This window comes from Flavobacterium koreense (assembly GCF_054776075.1).
In genome coordinates, this window is the sequence record NZ_BAAHCF010000002.1 from 123,527 (window position 1) to 144,684 (window position 21,158).

Consider the following 21,158-nt stretch of genomic DNA (forward strand, 5'->3'; position numbering starts at 1 on the left):
AAGTCATAGCGTTCATTATGATAAAAATCATTAGTTAATAAAGTTCGGAATTAGTAACTTTGATTTCTAATAAATCATTGAAAACAATAGTAAAATAATGAGAAAAATAGAACATATAGGAATTGCTGTAAAAAATTTAGAAACTTCGAATTTATTATTTGAAAAATTATTTGGTGCACCAGCTTACAAACAAGAAGAAGTTGCAAGTGAAGGAGTAAAAACTTCTTTTTTTATGAATGGGCCAAATAAAATAGAATTATTAGAAGCGACAAATCCAGAAAGTCCAATTGCTAAATTTATTGATAAGAAAGGTGAAGGGATTCATCATATAGCATTTGATGTAAAAGATATTGTTTTAGAAATGAAAAGATTGAAAGATGAAGGATTTATACTATTAAATGAAATACCTAAAAAAGGAGCTGACAACAAACTAGTAGCTTTTCTTCATCCAAAGACCACCAATGGAGTTCTGATTGAACTATGTCAAGAAATTGATTAGAGGAATTGAATTTCAAATAATTATAGATTTTGTAAAATTCTAATAAATCAAAAATTTAAAAATACTTGCAATAAATTAAAAATAATAGTAATATTGCAACCTCATAACCGGTCCTATAGCTCAGTTGGTTAGAGCACCTGACTCATAATCAGGTGGTCCCTGGTTCGAGCCCAGGTGGGACCACAAGTAAAAGACCTCGAAAAAAAGAGGTCTTTTTTATTATACGTAAACCAAAAACGTTTTTTTTACGTTAATATTGAAAATATATGGTTGTTTGTAAATAAATTGTCAATTGTTTACTACAATAATTAAAATATAAGACAAAAAATTTTGATAAAGAGATTTTTTTTTTACTTTTACGCCCTATGAAAATTGTCCCAAATAAGATAATAGTATTAATCGTCGGGTTGCTTAGTGTAAATTTTACATTTGCAGCACCAGATCCGCCAGCGCCAATTCCACCACCACCACCAGGTTTACCGGTAGATGGAGGAATAATGGTCTTGTTTTTTGCGTCATTGATTTTTGCATTTTACAAAATATATACAATAAAAAAAGCTTCAAGATAATTGAAGCTTTTTTGTTTTAATAAGTTTATATTCATTTGATAGCATTCAATTTTGCTACATATTTCCCAATTACATCAAATTCTAAATTAATTTTTGTTCCAATTTTAAAACTTTTGAAGTTAGTATGCTCAAAAGTGTAAGGTATTATGGCAACACTAAATTCATTGATTTTAGAATCTACAACAGTTAGACTAACGCCATTTACTGTAATCGATCCTTTTTCAATAGTGATGTTGTTTAATGCAGCATCATATTCGAAAGTAAATTTCCAGCTTCCATCAGTTTCTTCAACAGATTTACAAAAACCAACTTGGTCAACATGACCTTGAACAATGTGACCGTCAAGTCTGTCTCCAAGCTTCATTGCGCGTTCTAAGTTTACAATGTCGTTTATTTTCCAATCACCAACGTTTGTTTTGTCAATTGTTTCTTTTATCGCAGTTACGGTGTAGTTGTCATTTTCTATTCCAACCACAGTTAGGCACACACCATTATGAGCGACACTTTGGTCAATTTTTAGTTCGTTAGTTATGGATGAGGTAATAGTAAGATGTAGGTTTTCTTCTTCTTTTACAATGTCTTTTACTATTCCAAGGGTTTCTATTATTCCTGTAAACATTTGTCGTTTTATTTTACTAAATTTGCACTTCAAAATTAGCAATAAATAAGAAGAAGTCACTATGAAAAAAGCAGAAAATATAATCGTTGGAATTTCGATAGGAGATTTAAACGGTATTGGAAGCGAAGTAATATTAAAAACATTTGAAGATACTCGAATGTTAGAGTTGTGTACACCTGTAATTTTTGCTAATGTTAAGATTTTATCCTTTATTAAAAGAAACCTCAATTCTGAAGTTGCACTTCATGGGATTGATAAACTGGAACAATTAGTAAAAGGAAAAATTAATGTGCTTAATGTTTGGAGAGAAGGAGTTGATATTAATTTTGGACAAAATGATGAAAACGTAGGTAAATACGCTATAAAATCATTTGTTGCCGCTACCGATGCTTTAAAAGAAGGATTAATAGATGTTTTGGTTACTGCTCCAATTAATAAATATAATATTCAATCGGAAGAATTTAAATTTCCTGGGCATACAGATTATTTAGATAAGGAATTGGAAGGTAATGCATTAATGTTGATGGTTCAAGATAATCTAAGAGTTGGATTATTAACCGATCATGTTCCAGTAAATGATGTTGCTAAGCATTTGACAGAAAAATTAATTTTTCAAAAAATCGAAACTATTAACTTGACTTTGAAACAGGATTTTAGCATTACTAAACCTAAAATTGCGGTTTTAGCTTTGAATCCTCATGCTGGTGATAATGGAGTTATTGGTAAAGAAGATGACGAAATTTTAAAACCCGCAATTAAAAAATTATTTGATAAAGGAATTTTGGCATTTGGCCCTTATTCTGCAGATGGATTCTTTGGAAGCGGTCAATATGAAAAGTTTGATGCTGTAATTGCAACCTATCACGACCAAGGATTAATTCCGTTCAAAACGTTGGCTTTTGGTAATGGTGTGAACTACACAGCAGGTCTAAATAAGATAAGAACGTCTCCAGATCATGGAACAGCTTATGAAATTGCAGGAAAAGGATTAGCAGATGCATCCTCATTCAAAGAGGCTGTTTATCTTGCGATTGACATCTATCACTCAAGAAATGAGTATTTAGAGTTGTCAAAAAACCCTTTAAAAATAAAAGAAAAACAATTAGAAACAAAAAAAGGTGCTTAACGCTTTTGGATTTACAATAAATTTATATCTTTGCACTCCCAAACCCGAATCTTCGGATGGGACAAATTGATGAAATGATGAAAGTTACAAATGAATTTTTAATTCCGTTTATTGGATTAAAGTTAGGAAAACATCAATTTGAATTTCAAATAAAGAAAAAGTTCTTTGATAGTTTTGATTATCACGAATATGAAGATTGTGATATCAAAGTAAATGTAGTTTTAGAGAAAAAAAGTACCATGTTGGAGCTTTCTTTCAAACATAAAGGAACAATTCATGTGCCTTGTGATTTAACTAACGAAATGTTTGACCTTCCAATAAAAGGGAAGATAAGATTAGTAGTTAATTTTGGAGAAGAGTTTAACAACGATAACGAAGAGTTATTGATTTTGCCTCATGGTGAGCATCAAATAGATATATCACAATATATTTATGAAATGATTGTGCTTTCGGTTCCGTTAAAAAGAGTTCATCCTGGTATAAAAGAAGGAACTTTGCAAACAGAAACCCTCGAAAAATTAACAAAACTATCTATAAAAGAACAGAAAAAAGAGAGTAAAAAAGAAGAAAATACGGACCCTAGATGGGACAAATTAAAGCAACTATTAACGGATAAATAATATAGTAAAATGGCACATCCTAAGAGAAAAATCTCCAAAACAAGAAGAGATAAGAGAAGAACACATTACAAAGCTACTGCAGCTACAATTGCAACTTGTCCAGTAACTGGAGAAGCACATTTATACCACAGAGCTTACTGGCATGAAGGTAAAATGTATTACAGAGGTCAAGTAGTTATTGATAAATCAGTAGTTGCTGCTTAATATATTTTTAAAATTACATTTAAACTCTCACGACCTGTGAGAGTTTTTTGTTTTTTATAAAATTTGATTATAACTAAATATTTTTTTGTAAATTCCACCTCTTTTAAAATTTGATTTATAAAGAGGTTATAAATAAACTATATGAGTAAAATTACAGCCGCAATTACCGCTGTTGGTGGATATGTTCCAGATTATGTTCTGTCTAACCAAGTATTAGAAACTCTTGTAGATACCAACGACGAATGGATTACTACTAGAACTGGTATTAAAGAAAGAAGATTGTTGAAAGAACAAGGCAAAGGAACTTCTTATTTAGCTATTAAAGCTGCCCAAGATTTGTTTAAAAGAGGAAATATTAATCCAGCTGAAATTGATTTGGTAATTATGGCAACAGCTACGCCAGATATGCCAGTTGCTACGACTGGAGTTTACGTTGCTACACAAATTGGAGCTGTTAATGCATTTGCTTTTGATTTGTCTGCTGCATGTTCAAGTTTCCTTTATGGAATGTCAACTGCTGCTGCCTACATAGAATCTGGAAGATATAAAAAAGTATTGTTAATTGGAGCAGATAAAATGTCTTCAATAATCGATTATACCGATAGAGCTACTTGCATCATCTTTGGTGATGGTGGAGGAGCAGTATTATTTGAACCTAACAACGAAGGACTAGGTTTGCAAGATGAATTTTTACGTTCAGATGGAATTGGTAGAGAATATTTGAAAATTGATGCTGGTGGTTCTATTTTACCAGCTTCTAAGCAAACGGTAGAAAATAGTCAACATTTTGTATTTCAAGATGGTAAGACTGTTTTCAAATACGCAGTTTCTGGTATGGCAGATGTTAGTGATAAAATAATGCAACGTAATAATTTGACCAAAGAGGATATAAATTGGTTAATTGCACATCAAGCTAATAAAAGAATTATCGATGCAACTGCATCAAGAATGGAACTTGACGAAGAAAAAGTCTTAGTAAATATTCATAAATATGGAAACACAACTTCAGCAACATTACCTTTGTTGTTGAGTGATTTTGAACATAAATTTAAAAAAGGAGATAACCTTATTTTTGCTGCTTTTGGTGGCGGATTTACTTGGGGTTCAATTTACCTTAAGTGGGCATACAACAAACAATAAAAACTATAACTTAAACAAATCAATTATGGATTTAAAAGAAATTCAAAACCTAATCAAATTTGTATCTAATTCAGGCGTTGCGGAAGTAAAATTAGAAACTGGTGATATTAAAATTACCATCAGAACTACTTTAGAAGGAAATACTCCTGATATAACTTATGTGCAACAAGCGCCAATGCAACAAGCTGTGCAACAATCGGCTCCAGTTCAACAAGTTGCAGCAACAGCTGCTCCTGCTGCACCTGCAGTAGATGAAAATGCAAAATATGTTACAATTAAGTCACCAATGATTGGTACATTCTACAGAAAACCAGCTCCAGACAAACCAACTTTTGTTGAAGTTGGATCTTCAATAGGTAAAGGTGATGTTTTATGTGTTGTTGAAGCGATGAAATTGTTCAATGAAATTGAAGCTGAAATCACAGGAAAAATTGTTAAAATTCTTGTTGACGATATGTCTCCAGTTGAATTTGACCAACCATTATTCTTAGTTGATCCATCTTAATTTAGATTTTTAGATTTTTAGATTTTTAGAACCGTATAGATTTCTAATTATCCAAAAATCCAACAATCCAATTGTCTAATAATCTAAATTAAAACAAGATGTTTAAAAAAATATTAATTGCCAATAGAGGAGAGATTGCACTTCGTGTAATTAGAACCTGTAGAGAAATGGGCATAAAGACTGTAGCGGTTTATTCAACAGCTGATGCTGAAAGTTTACACGTGAAATTTGCAGATGAAGCCGTTTGCATTGGTCCGCCACCAAGTAATTTATCTTACTTGAAAATGTCAAATATCATTGCAGCTGCCGAAATTACTAATGCTGATGCAATTCACCCAGGATATGGTTTCTTGTCTGAAAATGCTAAATTTTCTAAAATCTGTCAAGAACACGGAATTAAATTCATCGGTGCTTCGCCAGAAATGATTGACAAGATGGGAGATAAAGCTACAGCAAAATCAACCATGATTGAAGCAGGAGTTCCATGTGTTCCAGGTTCTGAGGGAATTTTAGATTCTTTCGAAGATGCTATAAAAGTTGCTAAAGAAATTGGTTACCCAGTAATGATGAAAGCAACTGCTGGTGGTGGTGGAAAAGGAATGCGTGCTATTTGGAAAGAAGAAGATTTACTAAAAGCATGGGAAAGTGCTCGTCAAGAAGCTGCAGCAGCATTCGGAAATGACGGTATGTATATGGAGAAACTTATTGAAGAACCACGTCATATCGAAATTCAAGTTGTTGGAGATTCTTATGGAAAAGCTTGCCATCTTTCAGAAAGAGATTGTTCTGTACAAAGACGTCACCAAAAATTAACCGAAGAAACTCCTTCACCATTCATGACAGATGAATTACGTCATAAAATGGGAGAAGCTGCGGTAAAAGCTGCTGAATATATTAAATATGAAGGCGCAGGAACGGTTGAGTTTCTTGTAGATAAACATAGAAATTTCTACTTCATGGAGATGAATACTCGTATCCAAGTAGAACACCCAATAACAGAACAAGTTATTGATTACGATTTGATTCGTGAGCAAATACTTGTTGCTGCAGGAGTGCCAATTTCTGGTAAAAATTATTTACCACAATTGCATTCAATAGAATGTCGTATTAACGCCGAAGATCCATATAATGATTTCCGTCCTTCACCAGGAAAAATCACAGTATTGCATTCACCAGGCGGACATGGTGTGCGTTTAGATACTCACGTTTATGCTGGATATACAATTCCACCAAATTATGACTCTATGATTGCAAAGTTGATTACAACAGCGCAAACACGTGAAGAAGCTATCAATAAGATGAAACGTGCTTTAGATGAGTTTTATATTGAAGGAATTAAAACAACCATTCCATTTCATAGACAGTTGATGGATGAACCAGATTATGTTGCAGGAAATTACACTACAGCATTTATGGAATCATTCAAAATGAAAGAAATAGAATAATAGAATTTCAAACAATACAGATTGAAAACCATTCATTTATTTGGATGGTTTTTTTGTTAACCAAAATTTGATATACAAAAAAACCCGTTCAGTTGTGAACGGGTTTTTTAATTATCTAAAATAATTTAGATTATGCTTCAAAAGGAATTACAGAAACAAAAGACTTATCGTCTGCTTTTTTCTGAAATTTCACAATACCATCAACTTTAGCATGTAAAGTATGATCGTTACCCATGTAAACATTTTCACCTGGATTGTGTTTAGAACCTCTTTGTCTTACGATAATGTTTCCAGCAATTGCAGCTTGACCACCATATATCTTAACGCCTAAACGTTTTGAATGTGATTCTCTACCATTCTTCGAACTACCGACACCTTTCTTGTGAGCCATGATGTATTGGTTTTTATAAGTTAATACTAAAATTAAACAGCTTTACCACCGTTTAATTCATCTTGTAATTTTTTTAATTCATCCATTTTACCATCAGCAGCTAATTGTGCTTGTTGAGCCCAAGTAGTTGGATCTAAATGTTGTACTTTTGAAGTAGATGCATCTAAAATTGCTTTAACTTCTTCAGCAGAAGCAGCAGCTAATTTTGCAAATGTATCGATTCCAGCAGCAACTAATGCTTCAGCAGCTTTTGGACCAATTCCTTCAATGATTACTAAATCATCACCTGATTTTTTTGCTTTTGGAGCTTTTGGAGCTTTTTCTTCAACAGCTTCTACAAGTTTTTCTGCTTTTGGAGCTTTCTCAGCTTTTGGAGCTTCAACTTTTTCTGCTTTTGGAGCCGCTTTTTTAGCACCTGTTGCAACAATTCCTTCAATAAGGATTTGAGTTAAATACTGACGGTGACCATTTCTTTTCTTGTAACCTTTTCTTCTTTTCTTTTTGAAGATAATTACTTTATCACCTTTTAAGTGTTGTAACACTTTTGCTTCAACAGAAGCACCTTCTATAGCTGGGGCGCCTAAAGTTACATTTCCATTATCGTCTAATAAAAGAACTTTGTCAAAAGAAACTTTTGAACCTTCTTCACTAGCCAAACGGTGAACATAAACCTTTAAGTCTTTGCTTACTTTAAATTGTTGCCCTGCTATCTCTACGATTGCGTACATAACAAATTGTTTAGTTAATTTTTTTAAGGTTGCAAATATACAAATAAATATTTCTCATACAACCCATTTTTAAAAAAGTTTTCACTTATAAATCAATTGATTATATATTTTCAAATTTAAAGTTAAATACTTTTTTAAGTAGCCATAAAAAAATCTATTTTTGTGTAACAGAAATTGCAATTATTATACTAATTGTACTATCAACTAAAATTTATAATAGTTTTTATGAAAAAATCTTTAATCGCTTTAAGTTCAGTGCTTATGCTTGGAGGAACAGCTCATGCCCAAAAGGTTGCTTTTGAGGAATATGACTTAGCCAATGGAATGCATGTTGTTTTACACAACGATCAATCCGCACCTGTTGTAATAACTTCGGTTATGTACCACGTAGGTTCAAAAGATGAAAATCCTGAAAGAACAGGTTTCGCCCACTTTTTTGAACATTTATTATTTGAAGGAACTGAAAACATCAAAAGAGGTGAGTGGTTCAAAATTGTAACAGGAAATGGTGGAACAAACAACGCCAACACTTCTGATGATAGAACGTACTACTTTGAAGTTTTCCCATCAAACAATTTAGAATTAGGTTTATGGATGGAATCAGAGCGATTAATGCATCCTGTTATCAACCAAATTGGTGTTGATACCCAAAATGAAGTTGTAAAAGAAGAGAAACGTCTTAGAGTTGACAACCAACCTTATGGTAGTTGGATTGCTCAAGTAAAAAAGAATTTATTCAAAAATCATCCTTATCGTTGGGCAACTATTGGTTCTATGGAACATTTAGATGCTGCAACTTTAGAAGAATTTCAAGCTTTTAATAAAAAATTCTATGCTCCTAAAAATGCTGTATTAGTAGTTGCGGGTCAATTAGATATTGCAAAAACTAAAGAATGGATTCAAAAATATTTTGGACCAATTCCTGCTGGTGAAAAACCGGTTAAGCAAACATTTGTTGAAGAACCAATCACACAACAAATAAATGCTAGATATGAAGATCCGAATATTCAAAAACCAATGGTTGTTGCTGCTTATAGAACACCATCAATGAAAACTAGAGATGCTAGAGTTTTAGATATGGTTTCTACTTTATTGAGCGATGGAAAAAGTTCAAGATTGTACAAAAAAATCGTTGATGAAAAGAAAATGGCCCTTCAATTAAGTTCATTCAATTATAGTCAAGAGGATTATAGTTCTTATATGATTATCGGAATTCCTCAAGGTGAGTTTACATCTGCTGATTTAATTAAAGAAGCTGATGAAGAAATTGTAAAACTTCAAACAGAGTTAATTTCTGAAAATGATTTGTTGAAATTGAAAAACAAATACGAAAATAACTACGTAAACGGAAATTCAAGCGTTGAAGGTGTTGCTGAAAATTTAGCTACATATTATATGTTGTATGGCGATATTAATTTAATCAATACAGAAATTGAAATTTATCGTTCAATTACTCGTGAAGAAATTAGAGATATTGCTAAGAAATATTTGAATCCAAATCAAAGATTGATTTTAGATTATGTTCCTGCAAAAGACAAAGCTGAAAATAAATAAACTTATACGAAAATGAGAAAATCACTAATCATATTATCAAGCTTGTTTTTAACTATCACTATGCAAGCACAAGACAGATCACAGCCGAAACCAGGACCAGCTCCTACTATTAATATTAAAAAACCAGTTTCATTTGTTTTACCAAACGGATTGAAAGTTTTGGTTGTTGAAGATCATAAATTACCTAGAGTTTCATTCAACCTTTCTATCGACAATGCTCCTTATGCAGAAGGCGATAAAAAAGGTGTAGATGAATTAACAGGTTCATTAATTGGAAATGGTTCTAAAACTATCAGTAAAGATGCCTTCAATGAAGAAGTAGATTTCTTAGGAGCTGATATAAACTTTAGTACAAATGGTGCATTCGCAAGCGGATTATCTAAATATTCAAAAAGAATTTTAGAATTAATGGCTGATGGTGCATTAAACCCAAACTTTACTCAAGAAGAATTCGATAAAGAAAAGGAAAAACTTATTGAGGGTTTAAAAACACAAGAAAAAAGTGTTCCTGCTGTTGCCGGAAGAGTTGAAAACGTATTGGTTTACGGAAAAAACAATCCAGCTGGAGAATATCTAACAGAGCAAACAATTAATAATGTTTCTTTATCAGATGTAAAAACTAACTATAGTACTTATTTTGTTCCAGAAAAGGCTTATTTAGTAGTTATTGGTGATGTTAAATTTAAAGACACTAAGAAATTAGTTGAAAAACTTTTTGGTTCTTGGGTTAAAGCTAAAGCACCTCAAATTACTTACAACACTCCAAGTAACGTTCAATACACACAAATTAACTTTGTGGATATGCCAAATGCAGTTCAATCTGAAATTTCTTTAGTGAACACTGTAAATTTAAAATTATCTGACCCTGATTTCTTTCCAGTTATTGTTGCAAATCAAGTTTTAGGTGGAGATTTTAATAGTTATTTAAACATGAACTTACGTGAAGCTCATGGTTGGACCTATGGCGCTCGTTCTAATGTAGGTTCAAGTAAATACATGGCTAGTAAATTTAAAGCTAACTCACAAGTAAGAAATGCCGTTACTGATAGTGCTGTTGTTGAATTCTTAAAAGAAATTAAAAGAATTAGAACAGAAAAAGTTTCAGAGCAAACATTAAATGATGTAAAAGCTGGATATGTTGGAAGATTTGTAATGCAAGTTGAAAAACCGCAAACAGTAGCTCGTTATGCATTAAACATTGAAACTGAAGGTTTACCTGCAGATTTCTATGAAAATTATATCAAAAACATTCAAGCTGTAACTGCTGACGATGTTACAAGAGTTATGAATAAATATGTTCTTGAAGATAATTTAAGAATTATTGTTACAGGTAAAGGTTCAGAGGTTATTCCTGGTTTAGAACGATTGAAAATTCCAATGTTCTATTTTGATAAATTTGGAAATCCAACAGAGAAACCAGCTATGAAAAAGCCTACTCCTGCTGGAGTTACAGTGAAAACAGTTATGGATAATTATATCAAAGCTATTGGTGGAGATAAAGCTGTTGCAGCGGTAAATACTATTTTCTTAACTGGTTCTTCAGAAATTGAAGGTGCACCAGCGCCATTATCTTATGTTGTGAAAAAAGATGTGAAAGGAAAAACATTATCTAAACTAGAATTAGTTGGAATGATGGAACTTTCTAAACAAGTTATAGGAGATACAAGTGGATATACTTCTTCTCAAGGTCAAAAGAAAGATTTAACTCCAGAAGAATTTGCTGAGAAAAAACCTTTAGCAACAACGTTCGAAGAATTAGCATTAGCTAAAAAAGCTGACGTTGTTGTAGACGGAATAGAATCAATAAATGGTGTTGATGCTTATGCTATCAAAAATGGTAAAACCACTATTTACTATGATGTAAAAACTGGTTTAAAACTTTTATCATCAACAACATCTGAAAGAAATGGTCAAAAAATGACTTCTACAATTACTTTCAATGACTATAAAGATGTTAAAGGAATTAAAGTACCACACAATATCATAATGTCTCAAGGTAGAGAAATAGACATTAAAATTTCTGAAGTAAAAATCAACGAAGGTGTTACCGATGCTGATTTTCAATAATTAGATAGAAATAATTTAATAGTAAAAGACCGTTTCAAATTAATGAAACGGTCTTTTTATTTTTGAATTTTAAAAATAAATTAAGGGTTTACTTTTTCATATCGATAAGTATCACACATTACATTTGCTTGATTGCAAGTTAATTCTAAAAATTGATTATTCAACAAATGTATTTTATTTGTTTCTGTGCTATTAGGATTCCAAGAATAGTTTGTATTGAAGTTAACAGTTATAATTGAATCTATAGAAACAGAATAAGTCCCTACAGGATTTAATGAATATGCAGGCATTTCAATATTTCCATTAACATTAAAAATTGTTATTCCACCATCCTGAACTAAATGATAATTAGTTCCAGTTACAGGATCATTGTCAATATCATCATAATACCCAACAAGTTTCCATTTACCAATTAATTCTCGAGGAGTTGTGTTTTTGATAGTTTCATCTTCATTAGAATCTTTGGAACAACTAAAAAAAGTTGTTATTAATAGGGATAAAATTATTATTTTTTTCATGATATTAATTTAAAATTATTCTACAATTATTATTTTTTGATCAACTCCGCCTTCATTAGTAACAAGATTTACTATGTAATTATTATTTTTTATTAAATCTAAATTACTAATTGTAAATTCATCACTTTCATAAAGTGCGTTGTAAATTAAAGTACCATTAAAATCATAAATACTTACTGTATTATTAATTTGATCAAGTTTTTCATTGAAGGTTACAAAAGTATTTTGAGTTTTCCAATTACATGGAGTTTGTTGAGGAGTTTTATTTACAACTATATTTATTTCTCTGTTCCTAATCGGATTTGGTGCAATTATAGTATTGAATGTGTTTTTAAAACAAGGATTATTTTTTGGCAGTCCTACATCAACATAACGCTCTAAGTAAGAAGTTTCACCACATGAATTGATTGCATAACAAACTATCATATAGCTGCCAGAACATGTACCCCAATTAACAACTGCTTGATTTGAAGAGCCACTATTGTAATTGTAAGGATCAGAAGCAGGCGCACCAATAAACTTTGGTTTAGTTGAGCTTGCCGTAGGACAATTTGGTGGGAAATCATCACCTTCAATTATTTCCCATCTAAAAGATTCTATTGTTGGATTATTTGGAGCAATTAATCCCATGTTAGTATAGCCAACACTTACCCAATCATATATGCCCATTACTTTATTATTGGTTCCTAAGTTTGGTGCACCAATATGTATCGTTCTTTGAATTGAAAAACCATTTATGTTTACTGTTATTGTAGCTGTACCAAAATTATTAGCATTGCTTGATTTGATAGTAACAGCATTACCACTATTTGAACCAACAATTGAAAGATTTGAACTTACCGACCAAGTTATTGTTGGACTTGTTCCGTAAGTAACAATACTATAATTATAATTTCCTGTTGAGCAAATATTACTTTGTCCTTCTATTATTGCACATTGATTAGAACGAATACTTTGCAATTCAGGCGCATTTAGTAATGCACTTTTAATTCTTAGTGCCTGTCCAGTAGTAAAACTAGTTTTGTTAGACCAATACGACATTATATTTGTTGTATCTGGATTATAATTTGATATTGTGTAAGGATTTGGATATGTTGGACTACTAATTGGAGCAAGAGGATTATAATCCACAGGTGTATCACATATTCTATCGCCTCTTGTTAAACAATTTATGTTATTTAAAGGATTATCAGCACAACTCGGTTGGTAAGGATTTGAACATTGAAATGTATGTAATAAGTTCAAATTATGACCTATTTCGTGAGCAACATTATAATTGTTTAATGCAGCACTACCACGAACTACAGACCTATTAGTTCCAAAACTAGCTATACCGTCAAAAGAACTACTAAAATTCTGAAAATTTTTAATAAAAAAAACATTTAAACAATTAGGAATATTAGCTGGAGATGTTGCTGGTGTTGAAACATAATTGTTGTAATTGGTATCATTAACATAATCAAAAGTTCCAATTTGAACAAAACTTATTCCATGGGGATTGTAAACGGCATTTAATTGTGCAAATACTTGAGGTATAATTGATGGATTGATGGCGGCGTTTGTACCATCGTTATCTCTAACAATTCGAAAAGCCACATTTATACAATAATTAGGTGTAGTACTTGATGGCAATCCATATGTATTTGTTTCATAAGTTTGATAATTTTGTGGTGTTTCAAACCCACATTCTTGAGCTCTCACATTTAACAAACAAACAAACAAACAAACAAACAAAGATAATTTTTTCATAAGCAATTGATATTAAATGGTTAATAGATTAGCTAAACTAAACATTAATATTTAAGTAACAAAATTATTCTGTATTATTTTTCTGTAAATTAATGAATTAGATTTTTTCTGCTACTAAAACTCGCAACTCGTAACTCGCAACTTCAAACCTACTTCTTACTTGACAAATACACTCCAATTAAAATAATAAAAGCTCCAATAAATTGTATTGGCGTTAGCATTTCATTGTCTAACAATCCCCAAAAGAAAGCCACAACCGGAATTAAATAAGTTACCGAAGTAGCAAAAACTGGAGATGACATTTGAATCAATTTAAAGAAAATAATATTCGCAATTCCTGTTCCAACAACGCCAAGAATAATGATGTAAATCATTGAATTTTGAACTTCTGCATTTTCTACAACAGATAAAAAGTCGGTTGAGAATAATACAATCAAAGCTGGAACTAACATCACTAAAAAATTTCCTGTAGAAATACTTAAAGGTTTTACATCAGATAAATGTTTCTTTAACAAATTCACATTCGTTGCATAACAAATAGAAGCGATAAGAACCAAAATAGTATACCAATAGTTTTGATTAGGATGATTCATTGCTCCATTAACAATCAGCAAAAGCGTTCCAATTAAACCAATGACTACTCCAAAAACTTGTGTTCGTTTGAAGCTTAAGCCAAATGCTAATCCACCAATAATTAAAGTGTTTAAAGGTGTTAGTGAATTTAAAATTGAACTCACCGAACTACTAATCTGTGTTTGAGCAATAGCAAAAAGAAATGCTGGAATGAAAGTCCCAAACAAAGAAGTTAAAGCAATATACTTCCACTGATGTTGTTTGATTTCAGTAATGCTTTTAAATCCGATTATGATTAGGAATATAGCAGAGAAAATAATTCGTAACGAACCCAATTGCATCGGCGATAAACCTACCAATCCTTTCTTGATTAAGATAAAGGAACTTCCCCAAATCAAGGCAAGAACGGTTAAAAACAACCATTTTAATGTATTAGTTTGCATAGCATTTTTTTAGCACCACAAAATTGACATAATTTTATGAATTGTCGCATAAAAAAAGTTGTAATTTTGTAAAAACAATTAAGAGTCAAAAATTTAAAAACATATATACAATGAGAATTTCAAAAGGAATCGTTGGTTTAGCATTGGCATCAGTGCTTTTTGTGGGATGTAAAAATACGGATAGCAAACCAACAGAAGTTAAAGAAGAAGCTGCTGCCAAAAAAGAAATCGCAGCTGCAACAAAACCTGAAACAGCAACATTTCATATTGAAGGAATGACTTGCGCAGTAGGATGTGCTAAAACTATCGAAGAAAAATTAGCCGAAATGGATGGCGTTCAAAATGCAAAAGTAGATTTTGAAACAAAAACTGCCACTGTAAATTTTGATTTAGACAAATTAAAATCAGAAGATTTAGTAAAAGCAGCAGAATCATGCGCTGACGGAAAAACCTATAAAGTTTCTGATGTAAAACTTGGAAATAAAGCTTAATTATTATTTCAATTTATTAAAGAAAGGATTCGTAATTGCGAATCCTTTTTTGTTTTACTTCCACTTCAACGATTCCATCAAATTCTGCATATCATTTTTAATGTAATCTGCAGCTGGCATTATCGAATCATAGTTTGGTTTAGCATAGAAATAGACCGAACCTGTCAAGAAATGTTTTGTACTATCGGTCACGTAAAACTGCGAGTTAGTTGCAGCATTTCCGCCAACACGATAAAACATTCCGTATACTTTTTTTTCATCATTTATAAAAGGTTGTTCTAAGATGTCGTCGGCTTTAATAACGTGTTCGTAAGTTAGTTTTTGAGCATCACGCAGCAGTTTGTCAATGTTACCATTTACAGATTTATAAGTTAAATAAATCGTTGCTTTCATCTTCGGATAAGTTATCGTAAAACCACAATCAGTTTTTTCTTTTATCACAGCTTCCGAATTGATATTGAAGGTAAACGGACAATGGTTTTCAAAAGCAGCATATTCTGCTACCGGATAATCTAATCGCAATTGGCTTGATGGTTTTGGCAAAACATCGTCTTTACAACTTGTAAAAATTAAAGCGCTAAAAGCTAAAGTCAATCCTACTATATAATGAAATGGTTTACGCATCAATGGTAACTTTTATTTGTTTAACTCGTTTTTTATCAACTACTTCTATGGTAAATAGGCAGTTTTCAAATTGTATTTTTTGTCCTTTTTTTGGAAAATTCCCTAATATTTCTAAAATAAATCCAGCTAAGGTTTCGGCTTCTCCTTTTCTTATTTCAAATAAATCTTCGTCAACATCAATAATTCTGTAAAAATCTTTTAGGTTAATTTTACCTTCAAATAAGTAATTTCTATCATCAATTTGAGAAAAATTAATGTTCTCATCGTCAAATTCATCGCTAATATCACCTACAATTTCCTCGATGACATCCTCTAAAGATACAATTCCTGACGTTCCGCCATATTCATCAACCACAATGGCCAAATGACTTTTCATGCCTTGAAAATCTTTCAACAAATCGTCTAATTTCTTGTTCTCAGGAACAAAAAATGGTTCACGAAGTAAGGTTTTCCAATCAAATTCTTTCTTATTAATGTGCGGAATCAAATCCTTAATAAACAAAACGCCTTCTATGTGGTCAATATTGTCTCTATAAACTGGAATTCGCGAATATCCTTTTTCAACAATCTTTGGAAATATTTCTGCAAACGTTTCTTCAATGTCTAAAGCAAATAAATCAATCCTCGGACTCATGACTTGTTTAGTATCAGTATTTCCAAAGGAAACGATGCCTTCCAATAGTTTTTGTTCTTCTTGCGATGTGTCGTCTGTTGAAGTCAATTCTAAAGCTTGCGATAGTTGATCAACCGAAAAATTGGTTTTTTGTTTGCCTAATTTCTCTTGAATAAAATTAGTAAAAGCTCTCATTGGCAAACTAATTGGCGAAAGCAATTTGTCTAATAGAGAAAGCGGATAAGCTATAAATGAAGCGAATTTTATATTATTTCTACTGGCATAAACTTTAGGTAAAACTTCTCCAAAAAGTAAAATTAGAAACGTGACCAAAACCACTTCAACAATAAATTTCAAAAGAGGTGAAGCAATAGTTGAAAAAACTTCATCTAATGAAAAGGAAAATAAAATTACAATAGAAATGTGAAGAAAATTATTAGCGACCAAAATAGTTGCCAACAGTTTTTTGGGTTTCGAAAGCATTTGATTGACAACAATTGCTTTTGAAGGATTTTTTTGTTCTAAATCGGAAATGTTTTTAGGTGTAAGCGAAAAAAGTGCTACTTCAGATGCAGCAACCATCGAACAACAAAAAAGCAAAATTATAATTCCAATGATGCCAAAAAGCATGTTGGTGTCAACGGTAGAAAATAATGTAAAACTGGGCTCTGGGTCCAAATTAAATTAAATTAGTTAAACATAATTAATAAGGCATATCATTTTCGATAGCCGAATTAGGTGTGTCAAAGTTACCGCTTTTAGGTTCAGAACCTGAAATTTGTTTGTTGCCTTCCGTATCTTTTTTCACATTCAAAAAGGTAAATTCTGTAACTTGAATTTCTGTAGTATATTTTGTTGAACCATCTTCTGCTTGCCATTGGCGCGATTTGATTCTGCCTTCAACATATATTTTATCACCTTTCGTAAGGTATTTTTCACAAATTTCGGCAGCTTTATTTCTAACTACAAGATTGTGCCACTCCGTAGAAGTGATTTTTTCGTTGGTAGATTTATTGATATAAACTTCATTAGTCGCCAATGGAAAACGCCCAATGCAGTTTCCTCCTTCAAAATAATGCATCTTAATATCGTCACCTAAATGACCAATTAGCATAACTTTATTCAATGTTCCGTTCATAATTCAATAATTTGAGAAATTCAAAATTACAAATTAAATAGAATATTTCTCAATAAAATTATAAATTACTATCGGAAATGGATAATTTCTCAAAGAATCTAATTCAATTCCGTTCTTCAATTTCTTTAAAACTTCAACTTTATAAAAATTAATATGCGGTTTTTGATGTGATAATTTGTGAATAATCTGATTCTCATTATAAATTGAAATGCCTTTAATTTCTAAACCTGAATAGTTTTCATGGACTAACTTAGACAAAACATCAAAATCAATTTCATTTTCAGTTTCAATTATCGGAAATTCATACAAATTATGCCAAATTCCTTTTTCAGTTCTTTTATTTATTAATGTTGTTTCAAAATCATCTAAGAAAATCAAATAGTTAAAAAACTTATCGGTAACTTTAGTTTTCTTCAATTTTACAGGAAGTTCAGAAACTTTTTTCTTTTGTAAAGCAGCACAACTACTATTAAAGATACAAATTTCACAATTCGGATTTTTAGGAACACATTGCAAAGCTCCAAATTCCATAATTGCTTGATTGAACAACGCTGGATTATCATTCGGAATCAACTCTTTTGCCAAAGCAGTAAATTCTTTTCTAGCCGAACTTGATGCAATATCGGTTTCAACATCAAAGTATCTTGCTAAAACTCTGTAAACATTTCCGTCAACTACTGGAACAACTTCGTTGAAGGCAAACGATGCTATTGCAGCAGCAGTATATTCACCAATTCCTTTCAGTTTTAATAAGTCGTTATAATTGTTTGGGAAATTTCCGTTGAGGTCAAAAGCTATAATTTGTGCCGTTTTGTGCATATTTCTTGCTCTTGAATAGTATCCTAATCCTTGCCAAAGTTTTAAAACTTGCTCTTCATCGGCTTTCGCCAAATCAAAAACAGTAGGAAAAGCTTCCATAAAAGCATGAAAATAAGGCATTCCTTGTGCTACACGAGTTTGTTGTAACATAATTTCAGACAGCCAAATAGGATAAGGGTTGTTGGTGTTTCGCCATGGTAAATCGCGTTTATTTTGTAAATACCAATGCAATAATGAGTTAGAAAATTCCATATAAATTTTAAGATTAACAAAAGTATAACTTTATGTAATTAAATTTTAATCAATTATCCTTGAAATATTGTTTTTTTAATTCCTATATTTGCACTCTCAAAAAAAATACACATAATTATTAAATACGAAAGAAAATGACGAAAGCAGACATCGTAGCGAAAATTTCAGAAAAATTAGGACTTGAAAAAGGTGATGTTCAATCAACGGTTGAAGCATTAATGGAAGAAGTAAAAACTTCTTTAGAAAATGGAGATAACGTTTATTTAAGAGGTTTCGGTAGTTTTATCATCAAAACTAGAGCTGAAAAAACTGGTAGAAACATTTCAAAAAATACTACAATTAAAATTCCTGCTCACAATATTCCTGCATTTAAACCTGCAAAAGTATTTGTAGAAGGAGTAAAAACTAAAACTGAAGTAGCAGTTTAAAAACTTATTTATTAATCACAAAAAATCAACCTATGCCAAGCGGTAAAAAAAGAAAAAGACATAAGGTAGCGACGCACAAACGTAAAAAAAGAGCGAGAGCTAACCGACACAAAAAGAAAAAGTAGTTTTAAACTACTTTTTTCTTTTTAAACGTTCATTGAAAAGGAATTTTAGATTTCAAATTTTAGATATTAGATATAATGTTGCTGCATAAATTTAATATCAAATATCTTAAATCTAATATCAATTCCACCGGGTAAAAACCTGTAAAAAATGTTTAATCCATCTGTAAATAAGATTTTAGACATTAGATTTTAGATTTTAGATTGTATCTATTTTCTTTTCTCTTTTCTCTATTTTCTCAAAAAACAGATAAAAATTTACAACATGAATAAAGAATTAATCATTCGCAAGGATGACAATGCTGTAGATTTTGCCTTATTAAAAGATGGAAAACTAATTGAATTACACAAAGAAGAAGAAAAAAAGAACAGTTTTGCTGTAGGTGATATTTTTATTGCCAAAATCAGGAAACCTGTTGCCGGATTAAATGCTGCTTTTGTAAATGTTGGCTACGAAAAAGATGCCTTTTTACATTATCATGATTTGGGTCCGCAATTAGCTTCTTATTTGAAATTCATTAAACTTGTAAGCGCAGGTAAAATAAAAGATTTCTCCCTAAAAAACTTTCAGTTTGAAAAAGAGATTGATAAAGATGGTGCCATTTCAGATATTCTGAGCGCCAATCAATCTGTTTTAGTGCAAGTGGTTAAGGAACCAATTTCTACCAAAGGACCAAGAATTAGCTCTGAGCTTTCTTTTGCTGGTAGATATTTAGTTCTTGTCCCTTTTTCTGACCGAGTTTCTGTTTCTCAAAAAATAGAAGACAAAGCCGAAAAAGACCGATTGAAAAAATTGGTACAAGCCGTCAAACCAAAAGGTTTTGGTGTTATTGTGAGAACAGTAGCAGAAGGCAAAAAAACAGCCGAACTAGAAAAAGATTTGCAAAACCTAAACGATAGGTGGCTTGCAATGTGTAAGAAATTACCAACTGCTCATCATCCTTCTAAAGTGTTAGGAGAACTTAACAAAGTTTCTTCAATGCTTAGAGACATATTCAACGATACTTTCACAGGTATTCAAGTAGATGATGAAGAGTTGTACCAAGAAACGAAGGACTATATAGCCGAAATAGCACCTTCAAAACAAAACATGGTGAAGCTTTATCAAAATAAAGACCTTCCTATTTTTGAGAAATATCATATAGAACGTCAAATAAAAACCTCATTCGGACGAACAGTTTCCATGAGTAAAGGAGCTTATTTGATTATAGAACATACAGAAGCGCTTCACGTTATTGACGTAAACAGCGGAAACCGTTCTAACAAGGCAACCAATCAGGAAGATACTGCTCTAGAAGTGAATATGATTGCCGCAGCAGAAATTGCACGTCAATTAAGACTTCGCGACATGGGCGGAATTATAGTAGTCGATTTTATCGATATGCAAAATCCTGAAAATCGTCAAGTGCTATACAATTTCTTGAAAGAAGAAATGGAAGATGATAAAGCCAAACACAAGATCTTACCACCAAGTAAATTTGGATTAGTTCAAATTACTAGACAAAGAGTAAGACCAGAAGTAAATATTGAAACAAGGGAAGAAAATCCTAATAATTTGAGTAGCGATGTAGATGCACCAATCCAAATTATAGACAAGATTACTTTTTCACTTGAAAAAATTATGAAAGACCACAAGAAAGTAAAACTTAATGTTCATCCTTTCGTGGCAGCATACCTTAAAAAAGGTTTTCCATCAATACGTTCAAAGTGGTTCTTTGAACATAAAAAATGGGTGAAAATCATACCTCGTGACGCTTACACGTACCTAGAATATCACTTTTTTGATAATCAAGGAAAAGAAATTAAATAAAAATAAACCGTTATTCTTAATTGAGTAACGGTTTTTTTGTGCTTTTTTTTTGAAGCTAATTCCAGCTATCCGTTTCAATCTTTTACTTTGTTGCCTTCGAGAGCCTCAGGC

The 21,158-nt window shown here is 31.6% G+C and carries 23 protein-coding genes and 1 tRNA gene; 14 read left to right on the forward strand and 10 right to left on the reverse strand.

The window, feature by feature from the left end; all coding sequences use genetic code 11:
• The first annotated feature begins 97 nt into the window (after nt 1–97).
• The 3 genes from mce (at nt 98) to ACYU7A_RS00860 (ending at nt 1,068) form a co-directional block, all read left to right on the forward strand.
• Nucleotides 98–499 (forward strand): methylmalonyl-CoA epimerase, encoded by a 402-nt coding sequence (gene mce / locus ACYU7A_RS00850; RefSeq protein ID WP_460573514.1) that lies wholly within the window; start codon nt 98–100, stop codon nt 497–499.
• Between the two features lie 109 nt (nt 500–608).
• A tRNA-Ile gene (locus ACYU7A_RS00855) sits at nt 609–682 on the forward strand.
• A gap of 182 nt (nt 683–864) precedes the next feature.
• Entirely contained in the window at nt 865–1,068 is a 204-nt protein-coding gene (locus ACYU7A_RS00860; protein WP_298305566.1) for a hypothetical protein, read from the forward strand.
• Between the two features lie 31 nt (nt 1,069–1,099).
• On the opposite strand, the gene ACYU7A_RS00865 is transcribed toward ACYU7A_RS00860, so the two are convergent.
• On the reverse strand, nt 1,100–1,687 hold the full coding sequence (locus tag ACYU7A_RS00865; protein WP_460573516.1) for a riboflavin synthase: 588 nt from the start codon (nt 1,685–1,687) through the stop codon (nt 1,100–1,102).
• Nucleotides 1,688–1,748: 61 nt separating this feature from the next.
• Here ACYU7A_RS00865 and pdxA point away from each other — a divergent pair, with 61 nt between their 5' ends.
• The 6 genes from pdxA to accC all read left to right on the forward strand — a co-directional run bounded on the left by pdxA (nt 1,749) and on the right by accC (nt 6,727).
• On the forward strand, nt 1,749–2,813 hold the full coding sequence (gene pdxA, locus ACYU7A_RS00870; RefSeq protein WP_344815650.1) for a 4-hydroxythreonine-4-phosphate dehydrogenase PdxA: 1,065 nt from the start codon (nt 1,749–1,751) through the stop codon (nt 2,811–2,813).
• A 77-nt stretch (nt 2,814–2,890) separates the two neighbouring features.
• The gene (locus ACYU7A_RS00875; protein WP_460574027.1) at nt 2,891–3,433 is read left to right on the forward strand and encodes a YceD family protein; all 543 of its coding nucleotides are present in this window, start codon (nt 2,891–2,893) and stop codon (nt 3,431–3,433) included.
• 9 nt (nt 3,434–3,442) lie between these two features.
• Complete coding sequence (gene rpmF / locus ACYU7A_RS00880; RefSeq protein ID WP_298305572.1) at nt 3,443–3,637, forward strand: 50S ribosomal protein L32; 195 nt, start codon at nt 3,443–3,445, stop codon at nt 3,635–3,637.
• Between the two features lie 141 nt (nt 3,638–3,778).
• Complete coding sequence (locus ACYU7A_RS00885) at nt 3,779–4,777, forward strand: beta-ketoacyl-ACP synthase III (protein ID WP_460573519.1); 999 nt, start codon at nt 3,779–3,781, stop codon at nt 4,775–4,777.
• A gap of 25 nt (nt 4,778–4,802) precedes the next feature.
• A complete protein-coding gene (accB, locus tag ACYU7A_RS00890; protein ID WP_460573521.1) occupies nt 4,803–5,282 on the forward strand; it encodes an acetyl-CoA carboxylase biotin carboxyl carrier protein in 480 nt (159 codons plus the stop codon).
• 98 nt (nt 5,283–5,380) lie between these two features.
• Nucleotides 5,381–6,727: an acetyl-CoA carboxylase biotin carboxylase subunit gene (gene accC, locus ACYU7A_RS00895; RefSeq protein ID WP_460573523.1), complete on the forward strand. Its 1,347-nt coding sequence runs from the start codon at nt 5,381–5,383 to the stop codon at nt 6,725–6,727.
• 130 nt (nt 6,728–6,857) lie between these two features.
• On the opposite strand, the gene rpmA is transcribed toward accC, so the two are convergent.
• Together rpmA and rplU are read right to left on the reverse strand one after the other, a co-directional pair.
• Nucleotides 6,858–7,118 carry a 50S ribosomal protein L27 gene (gene rpmA, locus ACYU7A_RS00900; protein WP_345095202.1) on the reverse strand — a complete coding sequence of 87 codons (261 nt, stop codon included), beginning with the start codon at nt 7,116–7,118 and terminating at the stop codon, nt 6,858–6,860.
• Nucleotides 7,119–7,150: 32 nt separating this feature from the next.
• Nucleotides 7,151–7,846 carry a 50S ribosomal protein L21 gene (gene rplU, locus ACYU7A_RS00905; protein WP_344815649.1) on the reverse strand — a complete coding sequence of 232 codons (696 nt, stop codon included), beginning with the start codon at nt 7,844–7,846 and terminating at the stop codon, nt 7,151–7,153.
• A 225-nt stretch (nt 7,847–8,071) separates the two neighbouring features.
• Between rplU and ACYU7A_RS00910 the strand changes: the two genes are divergently transcribed.
• Nucleotides 8,072–9,400 (forward strand): M16 family metallopeptidase, encoded by a 1,329-nt coding sequence (locus ACYU7A_RS00910; protein WP_460573525.1) that lies wholly within the window; start codon nt 8,072–8,074, stop codon nt 9,398–9,400.
• Nucleotides 9,401–9,412: 12 nt separating this feature from the next.
• Nucleotides 9,413–11,467, forward strand: a complete 2,055-nt coding sequence (locus ACYU7A_RS00915) for an insulinase family protein (RefSeq protein WP_460573527.1) — start codon at nt 9,413–9,415, stop codon at nt 11,465–11,467.
• A gap of 80 nt (nt 11,468–11,547) precedes the next feature.
• Here ACYU7A_RS00915 and ACYU7A_RS00920 read toward each other — a convergent pair whose 3' ends face one another.
• The 3 genes from ACYU7A_RS00920 to ACYU7A_RS00930 all read right to left on the reverse strand — a co-directional run bounded on the left by ACYU7A_RS00920 (nt 11,548) and on the right by ACYU7A_RS00930 (nt 14,750).
• On the reverse strand, nt 11,548–11,985 hold the full coding sequence (locus tag ACYU7A_RS00920) for a hypothetical protein (RefSeq protein ID WP_460573529.1): 438 nt from the start codon (nt 11,983–11,985) through the stop codon (nt 11,548–11,550).
• Between the two features lie 15 nt (nt 11,986–12,000).
• Nucleotides 12,001–13,734: a M43 family zinc metalloprotease gene (locus ACYU7A_RS00925; protein WP_460573531.1), complete on the reverse strand. Its 1,734-nt coding sequence runs from the start codon at nt 13,732–13,734 to the stop codon at nt 12,001–12,003.
• A gap of 149 nt (nt 13,735–13,883) precedes the next feature.
• On the reverse strand, nt 13,884–14,750 hold the full coding sequence (locus ACYU7A_RS00930) for a DMT family transporter (protein WP_460573533.1): 867 nt from the start codon (nt 14,748–14,750) through the stop codon (nt 13,884–13,886).
• Nucleotides 14,751–14,860: 110 nt separating this feature from the next.
• Between ACYU7A_RS00930 and ACYU7A_RS00935 the strand changes: the two genes are divergently transcribed.
• Complete coding sequence (locus ACYU7A_RS00935) at nt 14,861–15,241, forward strand: heavy-metal-associated domain-containing protein (RefSeq protein ID WP_460573535.1); 381 nt, start codon at nt 14,861–14,863, stop codon at nt 15,239–15,241.
• 54 nt (nt 15,242–15,295) lie between these two features.
• Here the strand turns inward: ACYU7A_RS00935 and gldD are convergent, their stop codons facing one another.
• From gldD to mutY, 4 genes are read right to left on the reverse strand one after another with little or no spacing between them, the layout of a single operon-like run.
• Nucleotides 15,296–15,865: a gliding motility lipoprotein GldD gene (gene gldD / locus ACYU7A_RS00940; RefSeq protein WP_460573537.1), complete on the reverse strand. Its 570-nt coding sequence runs from the start codon at nt 15,863–15,865 to the stop codon at nt 15,296–15,298.
• On the reverse strand, nt 15,858–17,156 hold the full coding sequence (locus ACYU7A_RS00945) for a gliding motility-associated protein GldE (RefSeq protein ID WP_460573539.1): 1,299 nt from the start codon (nt 17,154–17,156) through the stop codon (nt 15,858–15,860). The genes gldD and ACYU7A_RS00945 overlap by 8 nt, the downstream gene beginning before the upstream one ends.
• Nucleotides 17,157–17,181: 25 nt before the next feature.
• Complete coding sequence (locus ACYU7A_RS00950; protein WP_460573541.1) at nt 17,182–17,616, reverse strand: single-stranded DNA-binding protein; 435 nt, start codon at nt 17,614–17,616, stop codon at nt 17,182–17,184.
• Between the two features lie 33 nt (nt 17,617–17,649).
• Complete coding sequence (gene mutY, locus ACYU7A_RS00955; RefSeq protein WP_460573543.1) at nt 17,650–18,687, reverse strand: A/G-specific adenine glycosylase; 1,038 nt, start codon at nt 18,685–18,687, stop codon at nt 17,650–17,652.
• A 134-nt stretch (nt 18,688–18,821) separates the two neighbouring features.
• Between mutY and ACYU7A_RS00960 the strand changes: the two genes are divergently transcribed.
• Together ACYU7A_RS00960 and ACYU7A_RS00965 are read left to right on the forward strand one after the other, a co-directional pair.
• Nucleotides 18,822–19,115 carry an HU family DNA-binding protein gene (locus ACYU7A_RS00960; protein ID WP_035127849.1) on the forward strand — a complete coding sequence of 98 codons (294 nt, stop codon included), beginning with the start codon at nt 18,822–18,824 and terminating at the stop codon, nt 19,113–19,115.
• A 387-nt stretch (nt 19,116–19,502) separates the two neighbouring features.
• Nucleotides 19,503–21,047 (forward strand): ribonuclease E/G, encoded by a 1,545-nt coding sequence (locus ACYU7A_RS00965; protein WP_298118363.1) that lies wholly within the window; start codon nt 19,503–19,505, stop codon nt 21,045–21,047.
• Nucleotides 21,048–21,158 lie beyond the last annotated feature (111 nt).

Bases quoted from the DNA above. Each gene is read 5' to 3' on its own strand.
- mce (WP_460573514.1), top strand. From the start codon at position 98: ATGAGAAAAATAGAACATATAGGAATTGCTGTAAAAAATTTAGAAACT.
- ACYU7A_RS00860 (WP_298305566.1), top strand. From the start codon at position 865: ATGAAAATTGTCCCAAATAAGATAATAGTATTAATCGTCGGGTTGCTT.
- ACYU7A_RS00865 (WP_460573516.1), bottom strand. From the start codon at position 1,687: ATGTTTACAGGAATAATAGAAACCCTTGGAATAGTAAAAGACATTGTA.
- pdxA (WP_344815650.1), top strand. From the start codon at position 1,749: ATGAAAAAAGCAGAAAATATAATCGTTGGAATTTCGATAGGAGATTTA.
- ACYU7A_RS00875 (WP_460574027.1), top strand. From the start codon at position 2,891: ATGAAAGTTACAAATGAATTTTTAATTCCGTTTATTGGATTAAAGTTA.
- rpmF (WP_298305572.1), top strand. From the start codon at position 3,443: ATGGCACATCCTAAGAGAAAAATCTCCAAAACAAGAAGAGATAAGAGA.
- ACYU7A_RS00885 (WP_460573519.1), top strand. From the start codon at position 3,779: ATGAGTAAAATTACAGCCGCAATTACCGCTGTTGGTGGATATGTTCCA.
- accB (WP_460573521.1), top strand. From the start codon at position 4,803: ATGGATTTAAAAGAAATTCAAAACCTAATCAAATTTGTATCTAATTCA.
- accC (WP_460573523.1), top strand. From the start codon at position 5,381: ATGTTTAAAAAAATATTAATTGCCAATAGAGGAGAGATTGCACTTCGT.
- rpmA (WP_345095202.1), bottom strand. From the start codon at position 7,118: ATGGCTCACAAGAAAGGTGTCGGTAGTTCGAAGAATGGTAGAGAATCA.
- rplU (WP_344815649.1), bottom strand. From the start codon at position 7,846: ATGTACGCAATCGTAGAGATAGCAGGGCAACAATTTAAAGTAAGCAAA.
- ACYU7A_RS00910 (WP_460573525.1), top strand. From the start codon at position 8,072: ATGAAAAAATCTTTAATCGCTTTAAGTTCAGTGCTTATGCTTGGAGGA.
- ACYU7A_RS00915 (WP_460573527.1), top strand. From the start codon at position 9,413: ATGAGAAAATCACTAATCATATTATCAAGCTTGTTTTTAACTATCACT.
- ACYU7A_RS00920 (WP_460573529.1), bottom strand. From the start codon at position 11,985: ATGAAAAAAATAATAATTTTATCCCTATTAATAACAACTTTTTTTAGT.
- ACYU7A_RS00925 (WP_460573531.1), bottom strand. From the start codon at position 13,734: ATGAAAAAATTATCTTTGTTTGTTTGTTTGTTTGTTTGTTTGTTAAAT.
- ACYU7A_RS00930 (WP_460573533.1), bottom strand. From the start codon at position 14,750: ATGCAAACTAATACATTAAAATGGTTGTTTTTAACCGTTCTTGCCTTG.
- ACYU7A_RS00935 (WP_460573535.1), top strand. From the start codon at position 14,861: ATGAGAATTTCAAAAGGAATCGTTGGTTTAGCATTGGCATCAGTGCTT.
- gldD (WP_460573537.1), bottom strand. From the start codon at position 15,865: ATGCGTAAACCATTTCATTATATAGTAGGATTGACTTTAGCTTTTAGC.
- ACYU7A_RS00950 (WP_460573541.1), bottom strand. From the start codon at position 17,616: ATGAACGGAACATTGAATAAAGTTATGCTAATTGGTCATTTAGGTGAC.
- mutY (WP_460573543.1), bottom strand. From the start codon at position 18,687: ATGGAATTTTCTAACTCATTATTGCATTGGTATTTACAAAATAAACGC.
- ACYU7A_RS00960 (WP_035127849.1), top strand. From the start codon at position 18,822: ATGACGAAAGCAGACATCGTAGCGAAAATTTCAGAAAAATTAGGACTT.
- ACYU7A_RS00965 (WP_298118363.1), top strand. From the start codon at position 19,503: ATGAATAAAGAATTAATCATTCGCAAGGATGACAATGCTGTAGATTTT.